Annotated in this window: 14 protein-coding genes; 8 read left to right on the top strand and 6 right to left on the bottom strand. The window is 44.6% G+C overall.

Annotation, left to right across the window (positions count from 1 at the left end; all coding sequences use genetic code 11):
- Positions 1-51 precede the first annotated feature (51 nt).
- Together H6F66_RS16990 and H6F66_RS16985 are read right to left on the bottom strand one after the other, a co-directional pair.
- The gene (locus H6F66_RS16990) at positions 52-3,783 is read right to left on the bottom strand and encodes a response regulator (protein ID WP_190423443.1); all 3,732 of its coding nucleotides are present in this window, start codon (positions 3,781-3,783) and stop codon (positions 52-54) included.
- A 143-nt stretch (positions 3,784-3,926) separates the two neighbouring features.
- Positions 3,927-4,259 carry a hypothetical protein gene (locus H6F66_RS16985; RefSeq protein ID WP_190423441.1) on the bottom strand — a complete coding sequence of 111 codons (333 nt, stop codon included), beginning with the start codon at positions 4,257-4,259 and terminating at the stop codon, positions 3,927-3,929.
- Positions 4,260-4,720: 461 nt separating this feature from the next.
- Between H6F66_RS16985 and H6F66_RS16980 the strand changes: the two genes are divergently transcribed.
- Both H6F66_RS16980 and H6F66_RS16975 read left to right on the top strand, forming a co-directional pair.
- Positions 4,721-5,434, top strand: coding sequence for a GNAT family N-acetyltransferase (locus tag H6F66_RS16980; RefSeq protein ID WP_190423439.1), 714 nt, complete (start codon positions 4,721-4,723; stop codon positions 5,432-5,434).
- Between the two features lie 335 nt (positions 5,435-5,769).
- Positions 5,770-6,321: a hypothetical protein gene (locus H6F66_RS16975; RefSeq protein ID WP_190423437.1), complete on the top strand. Its 552-nt coding sequence runs from the start codon at positions 5,770-5,772 to the stop codon at positions 6,319-6,321.
- A gap of 46 nt (positions 6,322-6,367) precedes the next feature.
- Here H6F66_RS16975 and H6F66_RS16970 read toward each other — a convergent pair whose 3' ends face one another.
- Both H6F66_RS16970 and H6F66_RS16965 read right to left on the bottom strand, forming a co-directional pair.
- Entirely contained in the window at positions 6,368-7,522 is a 1,155-nt protein-coding gene (locus H6F66_RS16970; RefSeq protein ID WP_190423436.1) for a histidinol-phosphate transaminase, read from the bottom strand.
- 247 nt (positions 7,523-7,769) lie between these two features.
- The gene (locus tag H6F66_RS16965) at positions 7,770-8,600 is read right to left on the bottom strand and encodes a metallophosphoesterase (RefSeq protein WP_190423433.1); all 831 of its coding nucleotides are present in this window, start codon (positions 8,598-8,600) and stop codon (positions 7,770-7,772) included.
- A gap of 471 nt (positions 8,601-9,071) precedes the next feature.
- Between H6F66_RS16965 and H6F66_RS16960 the strand changes: the two genes are divergently transcribed.
- Positions 9,072-11,768, top strand: coding sequence for a PAS domain-containing protein (locus H6F66_RS16960; RefSeq protein WP_190423431.1), 2,697 nt, complete (start codon positions 9,072-9,074; stop codon positions 11,766-11,768).
- Positions 11,769-11,852: 84 nt separating this feature from the next.
- Here the strand turns inward: H6F66_RS16960 and H6F66_RS16955 are convergent, their stop codons facing one another.
- Positions 11,853-13,532, bottom strand: a complete 1,680-nt coding sequence (locus H6F66_RS16955) for a DUF262 domain-containing protein (protein ID WP_190423428.1) — start codon at positions 13,530-13,532, stop codon at positions 11,853-11,855.
- A 204-nt stretch (positions 13,533-13,736) separates the two neighbouring features.
- Positions 13,737-14,057 (bottom strand): TMEM14 family protein, encoded by a 321-nt coding sequence (locus tag H6F66_RS16950; protein ID WP_190423426.1) that lies wholly within the window; start codon positions 14,055-14,057, stop codon positions 13,737-13,739.
- 69 nt (positions 14,058-14,126) lie between these two features.
- Between H6F66_RS16950 and H6F66_RS16945 the strand changes: the two genes are divergently transcribed.
- The 5 genes from H6F66_RS16945 (at position 14,127) to H6F66_RS16925 (ending at position 20,671) form a co-directional block, all read left to right on the top strand.
- On the top strand, positions 14,127-15,431 hold the full coding sequence (locus tag H6F66_RS16945; protein ID WP_190423462.1) for an ATP-binding protein: 1,305 nt from the start codon (positions 14,127-14,129) through the stop codon (positions 15,429-15,431).
- Between the two features lie 44 nt (positions 15,432-15,475).
- Positions 15,476-16,522 (top strand): tellurite resistance TerB C-terminal domain-containing protein, encoded by a 1,047-nt coding sequence (locus H6F66_RS16940; protein ID WP_190423424.1) that lies wholly within the window; start codon positions 15,476-15,478, stop codon positions 16,520-16,522.
- Between the two features lie 85 nt (positions 16,523-16,607).
- Entirely contained in the window at positions 16,608-17,930 is a 1,323-nt protein-coding gene (locus H6F66_RS16935; RefSeq protein WP_190423422.1) for an ATP-binding protein, read from the top strand.
- Between the two features lie 137 nt (positions 17,931-18,067).
- Entirely contained in the window at positions 18,068-20,239 is a 2,172-nt protein-coding gene (locus H6F66_RS16930; protein ID WP_190423421.1) for a DEAD/DEAH box helicase, read from the top strand.
- A gap of 12 nt (positions 20,240-20,251) precedes the next feature.
- The gene (locus tag H6F66_RS16925; protein WP_190423418.1) at positions 20,252-20,671 is read left to right on the top strand and encodes a thioesterase family protein; all 420 of its coding nucleotides are present in this window, start codon (positions 20,252-20,254) and stop codon (positions 20,669-20,671) included.
- Positions 20,672-20,766 lie beyond the last annotated feature (95 nt).

Below are 20,766 nucleotides of genomic sequence, written 5' to 3'. Positions count from 1 at the left end.
TTCTAATTCCTCGCCTCCTAACTTTTGACTCCTAACTTAACACTGACCACTCTAAGCTTCAGGACTTTTTTGCGGATTCACGGCAAAGCTGAGAACAGTTTCATCAATGCCTTTGAGGGTGAGTGGACTTTGCTTGGTCATTTCATCTTCGTCCAGGTAATCAGCAACGGCGGCAGAAACCAGGATGCTATTGGGTTGGGCTGCTTCTTGAAGACGAGAGGCGATATTAACACTAGGGCCAACAGCAGTGTAGTCGGATCGTTCGGCACCGCCAAACATTCCTACCACTGCGGTTCCCTGGTGGATGCCGCAGCGAAACTGTACAGGGTTGCGTCCGTTAGTGCCAACCAGACCATCTTCGATCCATTTTTGGTTAAGTAGCTCTAGAGAGGCGTGCATTTGTCGTGCAGATGCGATCGCTCGTCGTACCTGTTCGTTGGGTGTTAGTTCCTCTGGCGCTCCAAACAAAGCTAACACGGCATCTCCGACAAACTTATCTACTGTGCCGCCGTTATCAAATACAGCTTTGGTCATAGCTTCCAGATACTCATTGAGCAATTCTGCCACCTTGCGCGATCGCAAGTTGTTTGCCAGCTGAGTAAAGCCCACAATGTCACTAAACAAAACGGTAATCAATTTGGGTTCCGGACTCAAATCCAGCTTTAATTCCCCTCTCGCCGCCTTCTGCACCATTGATGGTGGTAAAAAGCGCTTCAATACCGACTCTGTTAAGTAACTATTTAGCTCCAAAACCCGGCGCTCGTTTTCCTTAAGAGCCAGTAAATTCCGTACCGAGGATAACAATTCCCGGTCATTAAACGGCTTGGCTAGATAGGCATCTGCCCCTCTACTGGTGCCTTCAATTCGAGTTTCCTCGTCCACTTTAGCGGTGAGCAAGATAATCGGTGTCCCCTTCAATTCCTCCTGTTCGCGGATCATCCGAATCATATCCAGACCCGACACCAAAGGCATCATCAAATCCGTCACAATCAGGTCAGGACGACGATTTCTCGTTATGGTGAATCCTTCGTCCCCGTTGCGTGCTGTCCAGACTTGATAGCCTTCATTTAGCAGAATGCGAGATACATAGGTTCGCAGATCCGGATTGTCGTCCACCACCAAAATAGAGGAGATGTGGGAGGAGTGATGAGTTAGGAGTGATGAGTTAGGAGTTGAAGATTCTTTTAACTCCTCAGCGTTAACTATTAACTCCTCACTCTCAAGAGCTTCTTCTTCTATCTCCAGGTCGGCTAATTCTACCGCAGCCCGATTGAACTGCACTTCGGTTGGCACTTCCAATACTTGATCTAACGGTAGGTGAGCTGTACCAGTTTGCAACCAAACAGTAAAGGTGCTGCCTTCTGTGTAGACTGAGCCTATGGAAATTTGACCGCCGTGCAGTTCCACCAGTTCTTTCACCAGCGCTAAACCTAAACCACTGCCTTCGTAGGATCGGTTAACTGACCCTTCCGCCTGCCGAAATCGTTCAAAAAGATGGGGGATTTGCTCTGGGCGAATGCCAATGCCAGTGTCTGCAATCTGTACTCGGACGTGATCCCCAGCAGATTCAACCGTGACGGTAATTGTACCGCCCACGGGAGTAAATTTCATGGCGTTGGACAGAAGGTTGTAAAGTACCTTGTCAAATCTTTCCAAATCTAAGTAAACCGGAAGACAGGGACTGGTGTAGGTAAGCAGATTCAAGCCTTTTTTCTCGCAGTAGGGGCGAAAGGCTTCGACAATTGTCTCGACAAATTCCACCAAGTTACAGGGGCGGAAACTAGCCTGCATCTTTCCGGCATCAAGTCTTTGGATGTCCAGCAGTTGATTTACCAGTCGCAGCAGGCGGCGGGAGTTGCGGAGAGCGATCGCAGCTTGTTCGTAAGGTAAATCTTGATGCTGGTTGACAGCTGACTCCAAGGGCCCCAGCATCAGAGTTAGAGGTGTCCGGAACTCGTGAGAAACGTTTTGGAAAAATTCGGTTTTCTGACGGTCTAATTCCAATAATCGCTCTGCTTGTTGCCTGGTTTTTTGGTAGAGTCGGGACTGTTGAACTGCGATCGCTGCCTGTGCTGCCACAGCTTGAGCTAATTCAATCTCCGATGCGTGCCACCGTCTCGATTTGTGCGTTTGGCGCAGCGTAATACTGCCAATAATCCGACCATCCGAGAGTAACGGCACCACCAACAGCGCCCGCGCCGGACTCCGCAAAGGCAGATCAAACCCATTCATTTCTGGTTGTTGACCCAAATCGTCAATTACCACTGGTTGTTGCGTAGAGAGTAGTTGCTGCAAAACCGGATTACCAGCAATGGGTACCACTGACTGCGGTAATTGAGAATTCTTAGCTTCATGTTTTGAGTTTTGATTTGTCGAGGCAGCGCCTGTGAAAAGCCTTGAATTATAAGTTAAAAATTCTGGCTTTTGAAGTTCGATAACCGACTCCGCGCCCATAGCGTCGTCCATGACTCGGATCTCTGTTCCGTCATACAAGCCCACGCACTGGACAAACTCATCTTCCTCCCTCCAAAGAGACAAAGCACAGCCATCTACCTGCAAAGCTTGTCCCAGCTGTTGAGTAATCGCCGCAAAAATATCCTGTGGGTCAAGACTGGAGCGGATAGCCGTGGTAATGGTATTGACAAGCGCCTCTCGACGTGCCAAATAGGAAACTTGCTCATAAGCGCGCGCCTGAGAAAGAGCTAAAGCGGCTTGATCCGCCACCATTACCACCAGCTGAATTTCATCATCCTGCCATGCACGCGGCTCCCCACACTGATGTAGTGCCATCACTGCCATCAATTCCAATTGGCAATACAGCGGCACCACCAGGCTAGAGTGAATGTCCTGCTTTCGCATAGCCTCAAGCCGTTGCCTGATTTCCGGGGTATGAGCGCTTAATCGCTCATCAGTTTCAACATCATTAATCACTTCCACATCCTGCGTTTCCCACACCAACTGACCTAGACCTGAGTCGGTGTCTTCGTCTTGCTGCTCTCTATGTGAATCTAGAGAAGAAAAGGACGCAGGTATGAGGACGGAGGACGCACTGGCGTATTCTTCCAGCGTCCTAGCTCCTAAATCCTCACTTTTGCCTTGTGCCTCAGGTTTTAATCCAGAAGTCAACAGTCCTGATAATCGCCGTTTGCCGTTCGCCTCTTGCCTTTGATAAATAAACCCTTCATCTGCCATCTGGTCTTCTTGGAAGGGACGCAGAATACAAACACTCACCTCCAACATATGACCGACTGTTTCTACAATCGTCTGGAGGACTTGCCGCAGGGGCGAACCACCCCCGCCTCGGTACTGGGCATTGCGAATTGTATTGGTGACTGTATTCAGCAGCGATTCTCGGCGCAGCGTCCGGCAAAGTTCCTCAGTGCGAACTTTCAGGACGTTGTGGGTATCCATTGCCTGCTGCACCAGTGCTTTTAGCTCGGCAGCGTCCCAAGGTTTTGTGACGTATTTGAAGACCTTACCAGCGTTGATGGCTTCCACCAAGTCTTCGACATCGGTGTAACCTGTCAAAATAATTCGGATAATGTCTGGGTACTGAGTAGCAGTGAGGCTCAAAAACTCAGTACCGCTCATTAAAGGCATACGCTGATCCGAGATGATCACCGCAACATCTCCCTCGGATGCCAAAATTTCCAGGGCAGCTGGGCCGTTGTCTGCCCTGAGTACCTTATAGTCTCGATGGAATGTTCGGTAAAGCAGGTCGAGGTTGTCTGGTTCGTCATCGACAACCAGAATTTTCGGCTTTTTGCTGCCTTGGGATTTCATGCCCCGCTCTCCTGCTGTTGTAGCGCGTAGCTCGTACATACGCCCATGCGGTTTAAAAATAGTATCCTCATGCACAGATTCTTCCAGGGATCAAGATGGCTTACGGACGTAAGAGGAAGACGAATTATAGATATATAAAGCTACTATCCCCATATGACTGTTTCCGCCTCCGGAAGCTGTGGCCAAGCTAGGCGATGCACCCCAATTGATCTTAAGTTTTTAGTTTCACTTTTGCCGCGTCCTCGGCTGTTCTGAGAAAAACACCCTAATGCTACCTTATGCTCCCCGATATTATATTGGGCGTAGGCGACACTAGCGTATATGCCCTTAGTCGCTAGATTTTGAAAAGTCGCTTCTCTAACACCGATGCTTGTTGTGGTAGGGCAATAGCTGTTCTCTGTCGTCAGCCAACTGGCAACTAAGGTGTCCCGCTCAATTAATTTAATTATTTTTAGGGGAGAAAATGCACTTCTCACTTGCTTTCTATTTAAGATACTCGCTCTAGATCAGTTTCTTTAATTTTTGTGCGGGAATCTCAGTTATAACTGGTTTAACCCACACTTTCATTATCCCGACACCAAATTGTCAGACAACAGGCTATTAGCGGAATACCTCCAAGAACGCTGCTGCTCCGGATATAAGCCTACTCTGCCTAGTCTATGACGCTGCCTATACTCCACGGGGTCAATGCACTCCTTGTACAATAGTATCCTTGCTGGAATAAAAGCTGCTCTTGAAAGTCAAGACGTTTCGGTAGGGCAGGTGGTTGCCAAAAAAAACTCTTATTGAAATAGGTAAAGCTTAAGGGATGGGCGGCTTTTGGCATTTAGTCGTTGCCAAAAGCGGGAATGGCGGCGAAAAAAGCTACGCTCAAGGAGGGCTATTTACCTCTGATGACCAATATTGAACCGCGAAAATTTGTACAAAATGATCTACGATGAAACCTGCTAGAGATCCAACTGGGCTAGCTCCTCACCACTGCTTTCCTTTAGTTTTGCACCGCCAACCCGAAAAAGACGTACAACCCAAAATTGCCTCTCACTTTATTATCCGGACGGCCCGCCAAAGCGATCTGACAGGTCTGACTGAGATCCTGGCGGATAGCTTTCACCCGCGCAATGGGATTTGGAACTGGTTCTATCCTCTTTTTCGATTAGGAATTTATGAAGATTTGCGGAATCGGCTGCGCTCGGCTCCTGAGAATTACATTTGTTTAGTCGCTCTTGAGCCTGTCTCTGGCGGCACTAATCAGGGAAATAGCGATCGCATCTACTCCCAACCCTCAGAGTTTGAACACGCTGACGATTCTGTGGTAGGCACTGTAGAAATGGCGCTCCGTCCCTCTTCCTGGCAACCTTGGGGTTCTCAATATCCTTATATCTCCAATTTGGCTGTCTACAAGTCCTGTCGGCGGCGCGGCGCAGCGCTGCAATTGCTGCGCTACTGCGAGCGAATAGCTCTAGAGTGGGGTTTTGAAGATATCTACCTCCACGTTCTGGAAAACAATCATCAAGCTAGGCAGCTTTATCTGAAGGCGGGATATGAACTGCACAAGGTTGATCCCAGCTGGAGCGACTTGCTGTTTATGCGTCCCCCAAGGCTGTTTTTGCACAAACACTTGATTCCTAAACTCCAAAACCACAACTCGTGAAAAAAGCGTAAGATTGGAAAACAATTTTCATCCCTTTAATGCGTAGGGACACGGCATTGCCGTGTCCCTACTTTGCTGATGGCTGTAAGGTGCTACTTACTTTTGTATTTCCTGACGTTGGGCCATATGCCATACAATAAAACTGCGAGATTACAGATTGGTGACTTATACTTACTGATGCCAAATGTTTTGTTAATGTAACTATTATTTATATAAAAGATGTCTAACTGACTCTTAAGCGCTCCCTCCATCCAGAAATCACAGAATTGAAGCAAGTTTATGTGCTTCCAATTCGGATATATTTTTACCGGAAAAATCTATCAGTAAAAGTTGACATGGATAGGACAAACGAACAGAGCTACCAGGCTGCTATATACAAAGCTGATGCTAATCAAAGCCCTACCGGTGTTATTCGCGATCGTCTCTCTAATGAAATGACAAACGCAACCCCGAACCCTGACGAGGAAAATTCTGAGATTCTCACTCAGATGCGTAATAAACATCTGTTAATCGTCAATAGTCGCCGTCGGAATGGCTTGATCCTTTATAAGAGCTACCATGCAGAGTTTGCAGGGCCTGGATCGGCTGTGGGTGGCTTGTTTGATGTGGATTGTAAGCAGGTGCTGCCAGTCGGCAATTTGTCGTTGGTGAGTCCTGAATCTGCCCAGGAACGACAAAATGCTTATTTGATTCGGCGGCAGTGGATTCGACTTACTAGACAAATAACGGATAATCCGGTGCCTCTGCAACGAGCGCAGAAGATAATTGAGCAGTTTAAGCAGTTTTTTGGTACGGAGACAATTGCCCAAATACCTGACGATGCTTTGGCGCTTTTGGTAGGTGTTTTGCCAGACACTATCAGCAGGGCGCGTGAGATCGATGATTGAGAATTAAAAATTAAAAGTTACCTTTTTAATTTTTAATTCTTCCCCCTTAAGAAATAGTTTTTAAGGCTGCTAGAAGATGTTGGCGTGATCGCTGATTTTCTTGTTCACTACCTACCGTAAGACGGATGCCGCCGCCAGTGTGCCGCACCAACGTTCCCAGGTGTTTGAGTTGGTGGGCTAAGTTGGTAAGGGCTTCATCTGTAGGGGTACGCAGGTAAATAAAGTTAGAGTCGCTGTGCCAAATTTGTAAGTTTGGTTGCTGTTTGAGAAAGTCGAGTAACTTTTCGCGTTCGGTGAGAATTTCGGGAATGCAACCGAGTAGCACTTGGCGATGGGAAACGGCCAGCAATGCAGCAGCTTGGGTGAAGCTGGGGAGGTTGTAAGGGAGACGGACTTTTTCCAGGGCGAGGATAATTTCCGGATGTGCGATCGCGTAACCCATTCTTAAAGCTGCCAGTCGAAAGGCTTTGGAAAATGTCCGCAACACCACCCAGTTCGGACGCTGCTGTAATTCTCCGACAACAGTTGTCTGGCTAAATTCAAAATAAGCTTCGTCAATTACTACCAGAATCTCCTCTGGCAAACTCCGCAGCCATTCCAACTCAGCAGCGGTTAGGGCGTTAGCAGTAGGGGAGTTGGGATGAACCACGAACACCACCCGGATTGGCGGATTGGAGGTTTGTTTAATAGCTTTTTGGGCGGCGGTCAGGTCAATTTCAAAATTTGCTTGCTTACGCCCCACAGTGACTACAGGGATGCCCAGCGTTTTAGCGAGAATGCCGTACATAGAGAAGGTGGGATCAGCTACCAAAATCGACCCTTCTCCTCCTAAACAGGTGGCAATCAACAGAGAACGAATTAGTTCATCTGAACCGTTGCCTAGAGAAATATTAGCTGGGCTAATTAAACTTTCACCTGCCTCCCCCTGGGTTAATACAGGGGAAATCGATTCATTGACGTATTGCGCGATCGCGTCCTTCAGTTCAGCATGACTACCATCAGGATAGCGATTTGTCTCAATCAGCTGCTGATAAGTCCAAGCCAGCTTTTCTTTTAACTCCTTGGGCAAATCAAACGGGCATTCATTGGTATCCAGGCGGTCGATAGGAATGTCTGAGGCAACTGGACTCCCTGATGTCCCACCTGGGTGCGGTGTATAGGCGCGTAGCCCAGATAAATCTGACCGAATGAAGGAGAACATAGATTCTTTATCTAACAACTAACAACTATTTTTAAGTAGAACAGTGCCGAGTTAAAAGATACTCAGCACTTCTTCGCCGAGGAACTCAGTCCTACAGACATCTTGCACTAGGCGGTTAAAAGCGCAGCTATACAAACCAAACCTGACGAGAGCAGGTTACACCTTGATTTTTGATTAGCCAAGGCAGGTGGACTTGGAATGCAATACCCCAGAATTCCATTCTGAGGGCTTGGTGCAAGATGTGAGCCTACTGACTTACCAGAGTAATCGCCGTAACTTCTGGCGGACAAAACAATCGTCCCGGAAAATAGGTTCCCAATCCGCGATTTACATACATCTGGTTTTTTCCCACCTGATGCCATCCAGAAGCCCATTCCCAATGCTGCACGACTTTATTACATTCCTTCATAAAAGGCACCAAGGGCTGCATCGGTTGGGGAATAATGTCGCGCAAGTGTTGCAGCAATCCTGCCGCCGGGCCAAACCCTGGAATCACCACTTGGCCGCCGTGAGTATGACCTGAGAGTTGCAAATCAACCCGCCATTGTTGCAGAATTTCGGCGGTATCTGGATTATGAGATAAGACGATGCGGGGTGTATTCGGGTCGAGTTGATTCATCACGGGTGCGGGGTTAAATTCCGGCGACCAAAAATCAGCGAGTCCGACTATAGGTAATGCTTTTCCCAGTGGATAAGCGATTTCGTTCTCAAGGACGCGAATGCCGATGTTAGTCAGGGCATTTTGCACCTCTTGTTTTGAATGGCGGTAATAATTATCGTGGTTGCCGAGTACGGCATAGACACCAAAACGACTTTCCAGGTGTTTTAGCGATCGCACTAACTTATGAATCGGGGTTGGATCGTCGGTTACGTAGTCGCCTGTCAATAAAACCAGGTCTGGTTCAAGTTGATTGCTGGCTGCAATTGCTTGTGCTAACAGTTCATCGGACAGCCGCAGGCCATCGTAGTGCAAATCTGACAGTTGCACTAGTTTTGTTTTGTGCAAAGATGTCGGCAAACTTGCGATCGCTACTTTCACATTTTCTACACTTAATGGCCCAGATAATATCCAGTGCATTCTGTCAACTCAGGCTTAACTGGCGCTTCCAGCATAGCGTAGAGATGCGATTTCTTGCCTTCCCACCTAATTAAGGGGCGAACGCAAAAGAATTTATTAAATCTTTTCAAGATTGCTTGGCTTGGCTGGTTTATCGGCTTCCCTATTCGCTACCGTCCTCGCGATAAATATAAAAGCGATCGCTGAATTGTTCTTTTTCCGAGAGTCCAAGGTATTTGTCTGTAAATTTACTTAGTTTTTGGCTAAAAACAGATAAATCGTCAATATAAATACGGTTTTATAATAAATAGAAACATCGTATGTTTATTTTTATTAAGTTTATACTTCAGTCTTTATTGACGCAAAAATAGCTTTTTTAGCTAAATAAATTAGCTAATCTATACAACCCATTTGTAGCAAAATCCGAAAGCGCTTTTTATATTAATTAACAAAAAGTATTAAGTTACTAATATTCATTAAAGTTCGCATCTTATGACTGAAAAGACTGAATTCGCCGCGTTTCTACAATCCTACTCCAGAAAAGCCGGTATTATTGCCACCCTAATTGGCTGTGTTGTTTTATTGGGCTGGATATTAGATATTACAGTCCTTAAAAGCATTTTGCCAGGGCTGGTAAGCATGAAAGCTAACACAAGCATAGCCTTTATTCTGAGTGGCTTGTCTTTGTGTTTGTGGCACGACGCGGAAGACAGAAGACAACATGCAAAAGATAAGCGGAGAAAGTCTTCGTTTGACCTTTCTCAAATGTTGGCAATCATCGTCATTTTAATCGGTCTATTGACACTAATTGAGTATGGGTTTGGATGGAATATAGGGATTGATGAACTGCTGTTTAAAGACCCAGCCGGCGCTGTTGGCACTTCTGCACCAGGGCGAATGTCTCCCAATAGCGCCCTGAGCTTTTTCATGCTTGGCTCTGCCCTTTTGCTGTTATCAAAAAGGATGTACCGTCCGGCTCATTGCATTAGCTTAGGCGGATTCTTGATTGGTTTCCTGGGCCTTTTGGGCTATATCTACGGCATCACCTCCTTGTACGGCAAGAGTTACAACACGGGTGTGGCGTTGCACACAGCGATCGCATTTATCCTGCTTTCTAGCGGCATCCTGTTTGCTTGTCCAGATCGAGGACTGATGACAGTTGTTACAAGCGACAAAGCAGGCGGATTGATGGCGCGGCGGATGTCCCCAGCCGCGATTGGCATTCCCTCAGCCTTGGGCTGGTTCATTTTATGGGGCTACCAATCTCAGATTTATGACAGCGAAGCTGGGCTGGCTCTTTTTGGCGTCTTTAACGTAGTTATTTTTGGCTTTCTAATCTGGTGGAATGCCAAATTCCTAAATGCTGTTGACACCCAGCGCCAGCGAGCAGAAGCAGCACTAAAACAGCTAAATCAAGAGCTAGAAGATAGAGTTAAGGAGCGCACGATCGAGCTGAGTCAACTGAACGAGCAATTACACCAGCAAATTGCCGAACGCCAGCAAACAGAGGACGCGCTCCAGGTAAGCTATAGCCTCTTACAGGCAGTCATTGAAGGAACGACTGATATCATTTTTATCAAGGATCTTCAGGGTCGCTATTTGATGATCAACTCCATTGGTGCCAGCCTACTTGGCAAGTCTGTAGAGGAGATGATTGGGAAGGATGACTCCGAGGTATTTCCACCTGAGGTTGCCCCTCAACTTATGGAGACTGACCGCAGAATTATGGCTTCTGGGACAACTCAGACGTTAGAGGAAATCGTCTATATCAATGACATCGCGGTAACGTATCTCTCAACAAAAAATATCTACCGCGATCCCCAAGGAAACGTTATCGGTTTGATTGGGATGTCGCGAGACATTAGCGATCGCAAGGCGTTGGAAAAAGAATTAGCGCGGCGCGAGCAGCTTTTGAACTCATTTATTAGCGTTGCGCCGATCGGACTCTCTATTCTTGACGACGAGATGCGGTATCTGCAAATCAACGAAGCGTTAGCACAGATCAATGGCGTGTCTGTAGAAGAACATTTAGGAAGATCCCTGGCTGAAGTATTGCCCGACGTTGCACAAGAGATTGAATCGACGTTACGCAAAGTACTGACGACAGGCGAAGCGATTCTCAACATTGAGGGGTGCGGTGAATTACCTAGCAATCCAGGCGTCCTGATGCACTGGTTGACTTCTCAATTTCCCATACCTGGAAAAGACGGCAAGCCGATGGGTATTGGTGTCACCGTGATGGATATTACCGCTCGCAAACAAGCTGAGGAAGCCCGTCGGGAGAAAGAAGTTCAGTTAAAAGAAAAAAATCAGCAGCTAGAACATACTCTTCAAGAACTTCAACGTACTCAAGGTCAACTAATCCAAAGCGAAAAAATGTCCAGTTTAGGACAATTGGTTGCAGGGATTGCTCACGAAATTAATAACCCAGTTAACTTTATCTTTGGGAATCTCACCCATGTCAGAGAATACACCCAAGATTTATTAAATCTCTTGCGGCTCTATCATCAGCAGTATCCTAATTCAACGCCAGAAATTCAGGAAGAGATAGAAGCAATTGACCTGGATTTTATGATGGAAGATTTTCCTAACCTGTTGTCATCAATGAAGGTGGGGGCAGATCGCATCCGGGAGATTGTGCTTAGCTTGCGGAATTTCTCGCGAATTGACGAAGCTGAAATGAAGGCGGTTGATATTCATGAAGGAATTGATAGTACCTTAATGATTCTGCATAACCGCCTGAAAGCAAAACCGGATCATCCTAACATTCAGATGATTAAGGAGTACGGTCAATTACCTAAAGTCGAGTGCTACGCAGGACAGCTCAATCAAGTGTTCATGAATCTGCTCGCTAATGCCATTGATGCGTTGGATGAGTATAACAAACAGCGATCGCTCTCAGAAATTAAGGCAAATCCCAGCTGGATCAAAATTCGCACTGAGGTACTAGACTGCGATCGCGTCGTTATCAAAATTGCGGATAATGGCTCTGGAATGACAGAGGCGGTGAGACAACAGCTATTTAATCCCTTTTTTACTACCAAAGCCATTGGCAAAGGCACCGGACTGGGTTTGGCAATTAGCTACCAGATTGTTGTAGAAAAGCACAACGGTCAATTGCAATGTTTCTCAGCACCCGGTAGGGGAGCAGAGTTTATTATTGAGATTCCACTTCGGCAGATAGTTTAGGCACATCTAAACTTCAGAAACGGTAGGAGCGATCGCGCTCTGGACTAGAGAAAATGAGGAAGCGATCGCCTTGGCGTTAGCCTACTACTCTAAGCACCAGACTTTCTTGAGAACGCCGATCAGCTTTTTCTGCCGCGCCTCAATGACTTCGGGTGTCCATTCCTGTTCCATTAGCACTTGAGTTGTTAGCGCAAAAGGAGAAACACCTTTTTTAGTGGTGAAATACTTTTGCTTTTTCACATCAAAGTCATAGTTTTGCGCTTCACTGTTTTTATAACAAGAGAGTAAAGCCAGATTTCCTAAACGATGCACATATTTTTCGCGTTCTTCCAAGCTTGTAAAGGACTTCATCCACAGACTATCATGGGCAGGATTTTGCGGTAATATATGCTCGACAGTAATGGTGGGAAAGTTGTATGAGGCTTCACCTTCTGACAGAGCCGCATCTAGACGCAGCAATACAAATAAACGAATTTTTTGAGTCTGGTAGAGGTCGCCATCCAACATTTTGAGAATATCATTCTTTTCTTCTGATGTAATTTGGAGGGGTGAATCGGGTGTATATAAATCTTCCTCATGCTCAATGGCAGTTAACAAGCGACGATACCGTTCAATTCGTTCGTTAATATTTGCCCGTTTAATCATCAAACCAGCCGCAAGACGTTCTAATTCAGTAAAGAATTTCACCAATCGCTCAGGATGGCTGCGGTTACGAGAGAGATAGAGAATAGCTGGAGGTATCCAGTCAGAATTATCGATATCATTTAACTGCTTAAACAGTTTATTTACTTCTTCGGCGTGTTTATCGCTTACATAGCTTGTCTTCTTAATTTCGTAGAAAGCATCAGCTAAAGGGCATAAAGTTGTCTTGATAAACTTTTGAGAATTATTCCACGGTTTAATATGTTCGCGGTATTCCTTGAGGATGCTACCAGTGAGTTTTGCCTTACGATCAATCATGCGAATGTATGAAAAAAGGTCTTCAAACGTCTCCCGACCTAGTTTCTCTTGTATATCTTCCCATTTGCAAGTGTATGCTTCCTTTTGATCATCAGGAATTTGCCCGATAATCTCGGCTTTTAAAATATCGGGAAGTGATAGGTCTAGACCCCGACCGTTCAGCACAGAAAATATCCGATATGCAGATTCTAAGTCTGGTGTTGAAACTACTACCAGAAAACATCTTGTAATAATGAATTGCACGAGCCGAACCCGCTGAGATTCGGAAAGTCCCTCTAACTTTTTCAGGAATAACAGCGCGTTTTCTTTAATATTTTTACGACTATCTGAAAGCGCATCTGAGGAGTCCAGCTTGCTAATACCGCCTTCATCCTGAATGTATTCCTTGAAAAACTCTGCATCTCGCTTTGCCAAGGTCAAACGGTATCGGTTAGGGTGGCCAAGGATTGGGTCGCTTTCTTCATAGAGCAACTTAGTTAAGGCATTGGCATATTTTGGTTGTACTAACGTCCGCAGAGCTGAAAGTAGTATAGTTAGCGTTGACAGACGTTGTTGACCATCAACAACTTGAGCGTCTGGTTTATCTGCCTTTATTAGTACAATGCTGCCCAGGAAGTAGGGATTTATATCATCAATTGGCTCGTTACCGTCACCCAAGGATACAATTAGGTCTTGAAGCAATTCTCCAGCTTGCTCAGTAGTCCAGGCATAGGGACGCTGGTACAGGGGAATGGTAAAAACGAAATCATTGCTAAATACTTTCTGAATAGGATATTCAGTAGCTTGAATTTTGACGGTACTCATGGGTAGCTCCTTAAGCGACTATGTGGGCAAAAGCTTCGCTAAGGTTAGTGTTCCCTGCCGTCGCTACTAAATTGAAATTTTGCCGGATTATTTGAGTTTTTTGATGGCTTAGCTGATTTAAGAATGAAGGGTGTTAATTTTGGAGGCCGTGCCAATGAAGCAGGCACGACTGCTTGGGATAGATCCAGAAAGCTAGAAGCGCCGCTATACTCTGACAACCAGTTGCTGAATCATCACTGCAAGCGTTACCAAACCTAAGACACTCATCAACCCCGCAGGCATAAACTTGCGAGTTTTCGCCAAGCGGACGGCAAAGACAATTACTAGAACAGCGGTGACAACGGTTGCTAAAATCAGCCCCCAAGCTTGTCCCTGTAATTGCATCACTCCGCCGAGAATGAGTAGTACACCGCTGACAATACCAGAAATTAATGAAACTTTACTTTGCGCTTGAGAGTAGCCAATAATACCGCCAATAATTGCTAAGATGCCGTATGCGATCGCGCTGATAATTCCCAAATTCATTAGTTGAAACCTATTTTTAGGGTCGGCAGACAATTTACCATAGCTCTCGGTAGATCACTCTGGTAATTGATGGATACTCAAGCGATCGCTTCAATCAAATTCCTGCAACGCCAAGCTGCGTCCCTGTTACTCTATAAATCCGTTCTTGCGGGTGAAGTGGGTTCGGCTTTCCTGAATCTGCTGCAAGCCTTATGCGATGGCGACACCGATGGACTGGTTTGCCTGCAAGCTTACGGTAGTTGGTTTCAAGCTTTAGCCGCCAAAAATCAAAGCTGGGAAAACTACCTGATTACGCAAATCCTCAGAACCGATAATCCTTTTACCAGGCAAGTCCAGCAGGCATCTTTACTGTCTCCAGCTCTGGTAGCAGCTGCCCAGCATGATTTACAAGCCTTGCAGAGCCTCTACAATTGCAGTAGCGACCAGTTGAGTAGGTGGGTGCAAGCTGCCGCTAAGCTGCCTGCTGCTCCCGTTGCCTGGAACCAGCAGCAGGATGGGATAGTAGGGGCGATTCATGAGTTGCCCATCCGGGATAAATTCCAAATTTTAGAAAATTGGGCAGAGGCGCTGGAATATCTGGCAACTCATTACCACGACTACGGCACGGGACTGTTTGCTGAGTATCGGGCTTTTCGCTGGCAATCGGGGCAACTGGTGGGAATTAGGCATCCCGATCCTGTAAAGCTTACGGAATTAGTCGGCTACGAGTCTCAGCGAGAAGCGTTGCTGAAGAATACAAAATTTTTACTTGCTGGTTATCCAGCCTTGCACGTTTTGCTGTATGGCAGTCGTGGCAGTGGCAAATCTTCTTTGGTGAAGGGGTTGTTAAATGAGTCGGGTACTGGAAATTTGCGCCTTGTGGAAGTGGCTAAATCTGACTTGAGAGATTTGTCAGAAATTGTGGAGCAGCTGCGGGGTGTTCCTCAGAAATTCGTTATTTTTGTTGACGATCTCTCCTTTGAGGAAGATGACGACGCTTTCAAAGCGCTTAAAGTTGTGTTGGAGGGTAATTTAACTGCGCGATCGCAAAATGTGGTGGTATATGCGACTTCCAATCGCCGCCACTTGATTCGAGAATTTTTTGCTGATCGCCCGCTCACGCGAGACAATGAAGAAATCCATGCTTGGGATACGGTGCAGGAAAAACTTTCGTTTAGCGATCGCTTTGGTCTTACTTTAACCTTTGAACCAGCGGATCAGAACACCTATTTAAACATTATCCGACATCTTGCAGCCCAAGCGGAAATTCCCCTCAGCGAGGAAGATTTAGAATATCGCGCCCTCCAGTGGGCAACTCGTCACAACGGGCGTTCTGGGCGCACAGCACGACAATTTATTGACTTTCTCAAAGCCGATTTAAACGTAAACACATAATAATGTGAAAAGTTGGGAACTGCTGACTGGAGCCAACAAGCAATATGCGATCGACAAAGCTAAGTAATCGAATTTTACTCTCGTCAGTTGCCTTCAGTGTAAGCTTTTTTATTGGACTTGTTGCTAACCGAGACTTCGGAAAAGCGCTGCTTACAGGGGTAATTACTGTACCTGCTACTTATGCGGGAACTTTAGTTGTAGAAAATAAACAAAGGAAGAAAAAGAATTTTCTCCTAAACGAAATTCAAGCTATAGATGGAGAAAGACAAGATTTAGAGGAGCATCTTTATTATTTGCAATCCAGTCTCAATCAACTAAATCTCCAAGTTACCGAAAGACATAACCAAAGGGATGTGCTGAATCGGGAGATAGCCAATCTAGGAGCCTACAGGCACCAGTTAGAAGACCAAGGTTTTATTCTCCAAACTCAAGTTCAAGTTCTGGAAACGCAAAAAACTGAACTTAATCAATCCCTGCTGGCTGTAACATCAGAAAAACAAAAAACAGAATTAAGTTTGAGTTCTCTACGCTCCGATCTCAGCAAAATGCAAGCTCAATTCACAGAAAATCAGAAGGAAAAGAGCGTCTTAGAGCAGGAGATAACCAACTTAAAAAAGCAAAAACGTCCCTTACAATCAGAAGCCGAAAACTTGCAAACTCAAATTCAGACTTTTGAGATGCAGAAAGCTGAGCTAAATCAATCTTTGCTATCTTTACAATTAGAGCTTAGGCAATTACAGTTCCAAATTTACGAAATAAAACAGCCAAAGGAAAAGTCGCGTCAGAAAACGTCTTTTCGCGAAACAAAAACTAAACTAGAGGAAATACCTTCAGAATGGGCTGAGTTCAAAGCAAGACTTAGTGATGATGATATTCAAATACTCAAAGCAATTTTAGAGCAAAATAATCCAGGTGGAACAATAAAAAAAATTGCCGAAGAAAATATCACAATGCCCCAACTCTTAATTGATGGTATAAATGAGCTTGCTATGGATACAATTGGTGATCTGATTATAGAGCCTGGATCGGTGTCGGTTCCGCCAGCGATCGCACAGGAATATTTAACAAAAGTTAAAAATATAATTTTGTAGGCAATGCCCTCCAATGGTGTTATGGTGGGCAATGCCCACTCTACAGAGGATGGTAAATAATTACCCATCAACTCATGTTAAATCCATGACAAAACTTAAAATTACCAAAAGAATATCTAATGCCTTAATCAGTTCAGTTGGTGCAGGAGTTGTGCCTAGAATTGGTCTGGAATATATTGCTGTAGGTAGAGAAAAAGAAGTTAAAGCTGTTTTACAGGATCTGGATAATATTGGCGAAGGTAGTGCAGCATTTCGCTTCATAGTGGGACGCTACGGTTCAGGTAAAAGCTTTATGCTGCAACTGATTCGCAACTACGCTATGGAGAAAGGTTTTGTGGTAGCTGATGCTGACTTATCTCCAGAACGCAGGCTAACAGGAACTGACGGTAAAGGTGTAGCAACTTATCGAGAATTAATGCAGAATTTTTCTACAAAAATTCGTCCTGAAGGTGGTGCTTTAACACCAATTTTAGAAGGCTGGATTAATGGGATTCAAAACCAAGTCGCGCAAGATAACGATATGCGTCCCAATGACAGCGGTTTTGACGATTTAGTAGAAACGAGAATTAGGGAAGTAGTTAAGGACGTAGAAGGCTTAGTTCATGGGTTTGACTTTGCCAATGTTATCATCGCTTATTGGCGCGGCTATCGCTTGGATGATGATGATAAAAAAGAAGCTGCACTGAGGTGGTTGCGGGGAGAATTTGGTACTAAAACTGAGGCAAAATCAGCGCTGGGTGTGCGCGTCATTATTGATGATGAAACATGGTATGATTACCTAAAATTATTTGCTAAGTTTATTTCTGACATCGGTTACAAAGGACTTTTAATTTTGCTGGATGAGGCTGTACATTTATACAAGATTACTCATACAGCTTCCCGTCAGAAAAATTACGACAAGCTGCTGGCAATGTTCAACGACACGATGCAGGGGAGAGCAGAAAATTTAGGGATTTACCTGGGTGGTACGCCAGAATTTGTGGAAGACAAACGCCGGGGGTTGTATAGTGATGAAGCCTTGCGATCGCGTTTAAGCAGTCGTGTTAAAAACGGTCATAAGGATATCTCAGCACCAGTCATCCAGCTAGAAACATTAACTTCCCAAAATATATCGGAACTTTTGTATAGATTGGTTGATGTTCATGCTGCCCATTACAACTATAATAAAACTCTTAAACCCAGCGAATTGCAAGAATTTATGCAAGAGGTTGTCAATCGTTTAGGTGCTGAAAAATTTTTGACCCCCCGCGAAGTTGTCCGCGATTTCATCAGTATCTTAAACATAATGCAACAAAATCCAGACATTTCTTTTAATGAACTGATTCGCGGGGACAATTTTAAACCCACTCCGCCAAGCAAAAATTCAGATGTGGATGGGGATAACGAATTTGCAGAATTTACTTTATGAGTTAAGAGGAATGAACCGCATTGGCGGAGCCTGTACGTTAGCGCTTAGACGCATTAGCGTAGCCATGCGCTCTCTTCGCTATAGGATGCGAAGTGAAGAGAAACAAGAGAGCAGAAACTAAAAGTCAAATATAGCTTATGAGTAAACAGCCTTTTGATAGGTTAGCGCCATTTATTCAAGAATATATCTACACTCACGATTGGACGGAATTAAGGCACGTTCAAATAGAAGCTAGTCGGGTAATTTTTGACACAGATGTTCACCTATTGCTTGCCGCGGGAACAGCTTCGGGAAAAACAGAAGCTGCCTTTCTGCCAGTTCTTACCTTACTACATCAGAATCCATCCACAACTATCGGCGCACTCTACATCAGTCCTATTAAAGCGCTAATTAACGACCAATTTGAGCGTCTAAATGACATATTAAAAGAAGCCGATATTCCTGTTTGGCACTGGCACGGCGATGTCTCCTCAAGTCGTAAGGAACTGCTAATAAGAGATCCTAAAGGCGTTCTGCAAATTACTCCAGAATCTTTAGAAAGCTTGTTAATTAATAAAAATAAAGAGCTAGTTCGTCTATTCGGAGATTTGCGCTTTATCATCATTGATGAAATCCATGCCTTTATGGGTTCCGAACGCGGTTGCCAAATTCTTTGCCAGTTAGCCCGCCTATCAACATTTGTAAAAAAAACGCCGCGTCGGATTGGTTTATCTGCGACGCTTGGCGATTATTCCATAGCTGAAGATTGGCTTCGTTCAGGAACCGAAACTCCAGTCATTACTCCTGATATCGATGGTGGACAACGGAAAGTCAACTTAGCTTTGGAACATTTTTATATTTCAGATAATGCTGATGAATCATTTATTAATCCTTACTATAAGCATATTTTTGAAAACACCAAATCCCGAAAGTGTTTAATTTTCGCTAATAACCGCTCTGATACAGAATCGGTTATCGCTAACCTACGACAAATTGCCGAATCTGAAGGATTACCAGATATTTATCACGTCCATCATGGCAGTATTTCTGCCTCTTTAAGGGAAGCTGCTGAGGACGCGATGCGTGATAAAAAAACCGCATCTGTTACTGCTGCAACAGTCACCCTTGAATTAGGGATTGATATAGGTCAATTACAGCGGGTAATTCAGTTAGAAGCACCTCTTTCTGTGTCTAGTTTCTTGCAGAGGTTGGGACGTTCGGGAAGGCGAGGTAGTGCAGCAGATATGCGGTTTGTTTGTGCGGAAGATGAGCCATCAGGTGAGGAATCACTTCCGAAACAAATTCCCTGGCAACTGTTGCAATCTATAGCTATTATTCAACTTTACTTGGAAGAACGTTGGATTGAGCCAATCCAGCCTGTTAAATACCCGTTAAGCCTTCTTTATCACCAAACAATGAGCATTTTGATGGCGATGGGTGAACTCTCACCCGCGGCTCTTGCTCAGCAAGTTTTATCCTTACCACCCTTTGCTGCTATATCCAAAGATGATTTCCGGCAGTTGCTGCATCACTTGATTGAAATTGAGCATATTCAGCAGACTGAACAGGGAGAATTAATTATTGGTATGGCAGGGGAGAAAATTGTCAAAAATTTTCATTTTTATGCTGTATTCTCAGACACTATTGAGTATGTCGTCAGGGACGACTCTATGGCAATTGGCAGTATTGTTATGGCTCCCCCTGTTGGTAATTTGTTTGCCTTAGCAGGCAGAACTTGGGAAGTTATAGATGTTTGTTTAAAATCAAGAAATGTTTTTGTAAAACAAGTTAAGGGTCAGTCTAGTATTTCTTGGTATGGTGGCAGTAGCAATATTCATACGAAAGTTCTGCAACGGATGCGACAGGTTCTTTTTGAAGATACTCAATATATCTATTTAAAAAACAATGCTAAAAAACGCTTGAATACAGTTCGAGAACTAGCTAAAAGTGCTGGATTGCAAAGAAATAATATAGTTTCAATAGAAGGTAATACTTGCTGCATTTTTCCTTGGATGGGTACTGTCACGTACCGCACTTTGGAAAGGTTTTTGAATTTCTTTTGCCGAGAGTCGCTGGATATTAAACGTATAGGAGGTAAGGCTCCTTATTATCTAACAGTTAAGTTAGGTAAAAGCCAATCTCAAGAACTTTGTGATGAAATCCTTTCTTTTGGCAATCAAAGGATTTCATCGCATGATTTAGTTGCTGCTGAGGAACCTTTAAAATTGCAAAAATATGATGAATTTATTCCTCAAAATCTGCTTTCTAAGGCATTTGCTATGGATTGTCTAAATGTTGAGGAATTAGAAAATATTATTAGTACATGGTAATCAAATCGATAAATGACATTTAATTACACTCGCACAATTCGTTTTCAAGATACTGATGCGGCTGGCGTTGTTTACTTTGCTAATGTTTTAGCAATGTGCCACGAAGCTTATGAGCAGTCTTTGGCGGCATCTGGTATTAATCTTAAGGTGTTCTTTAGTAATTCGTCTGTTGCTATTCCTATTGTTCATGCTAGTGTAGATTTTTTTCGTCCGATGTTTTGCGGGGACGAGATATTTATTAAGTTAATGTGTAAGTATTTGAGTAGCGAGACATTTGAAGTTGCTTATCAGTTTGTTGTCGCTGATAAGATAGTCGCTAAGGCAATTACTAGACACGTTTGTATTGATGCGGTTAGTAGAAGTAGAAAAGAGTTTTCTGCGGAGATTGTGAGATGGTTGCGTGAGTGGGGGGAGCAGGGTAAGCTCATCTAATTTGGTATAAATTGTACTTGACAATAAATCTGGGGTCTGAGAAGTGAAAAAACAAGCAATGCGAGCGCCGGAAAATCTCCAGGAGTAGGCTGATA

It is taken from the genome of Trichocoleus sp. FACHB-6 (assembly GCF_014695815.1).
GTDB classification, from domain to species: Bacteria; Cyanobacteriota; Cyanobacteriia; order Cyanobacteriales; family FACHB-T130; genus Funiculus; species Funiculus sociatus.
Note: the sequence above shows the minus strand (reverse complement) of the source record. Positions and strands in the feature narration are given on the sequence as shown.

Excerpts from the sequence above, each read along its gene's own strand:
- H6F66_RS16965 (WP_190423433.1), bottom strand. The coding sequence starts at position 8,600 with ATGCACTGGATATTATCTGGGCCATTAAGTGTAGAAAATGTGAAAGTA.
- H6F66_RS16935 (WP_190423422.1), top strand. The coding sequence starts at position 16,608 with ATGACAAAACTTAAAATTACCAAAAGAATATCTAATGCCTTAATCAGT.
- H6F66_RS16950 (WP_190423426.1), bottom strand. The coding sequence starts at position 14,057 with ATGAATTTGGGAATTATCAGCGCGATCGCATACGGCATCTTAGCAATT.
- H6F66_RS16955 (WP_190423428.1), bottom strand. The coding sequence starts at position 13,532 with ATGAGTACCGTCAAAATTCAAGCTACTGAATATCCTATTCAGAAAGTA.
- H6F66_RS16970 (WP_190423436.1), bottom strand. The coding sequence starts at position 7,522 with ATGTTCTCCTTCATTCGGTCAGATTTATCTGGGCTACGCGCCTATACA.
- H6F66_RS16945 (WP_190423462.1), top strand. The coding sequence starts at position 14,127 with ATGGATACTCAAGCGATCGCTTCAATCAAATTCCTGCAACGCCAAGCT.
- H6F66_RS16925 (WP_190423418.1), top strand. The coding sequence starts at position 20,252 with ATGACATTTAATTACACTCGCACAATTCGTTTTCAAGATACTGATGCG.
- H6F66_RS16930 (WP_190423421.1), top strand. The coding sequence starts at position 18,068 with ATGAGTAAACAGCCTTTTGATAGGTTAGCGCCATTTATTCAAGAATAT.
- H6F66_RS16990 (WP_190423443.1), bottom strand. The coding sequence starts at position 3,783 with ATGAAATCCCAAGGCAGCAAAAAGCCGAAAATTCTGGTTGTCGATGAC.
- H6F66_RS16940 (WP_190423424.1), top strand. The coding sequence starts at position 15,476 with ATGCGATCGACAAAGCTAAGTAATCGAATTTTACTCTCGTCAGTTGCC.
- H6F66_RS16980 (WP_190423439.1), top strand. The coding sequence starts at position 4,721 with ATGAAACCTGCTAGAGATCCAACTGGGCTAGCTCCTCACCACTGCTTT.
- H6F66_RS16960 (WP_190423431.1), top strand. The coding sequence starts at position 9,072 with ATGACTGAAAAGACTGAATTCGCCGCGTTTCTACAATCCTACTCCAGA.
- H6F66_RS16975 (WP_190423437.1), top strand. The coding sequence starts at position 5,770 with ATGGATAGGACAAACGAACAGAGCTACCAGGCTGCTATATACAAAGCT.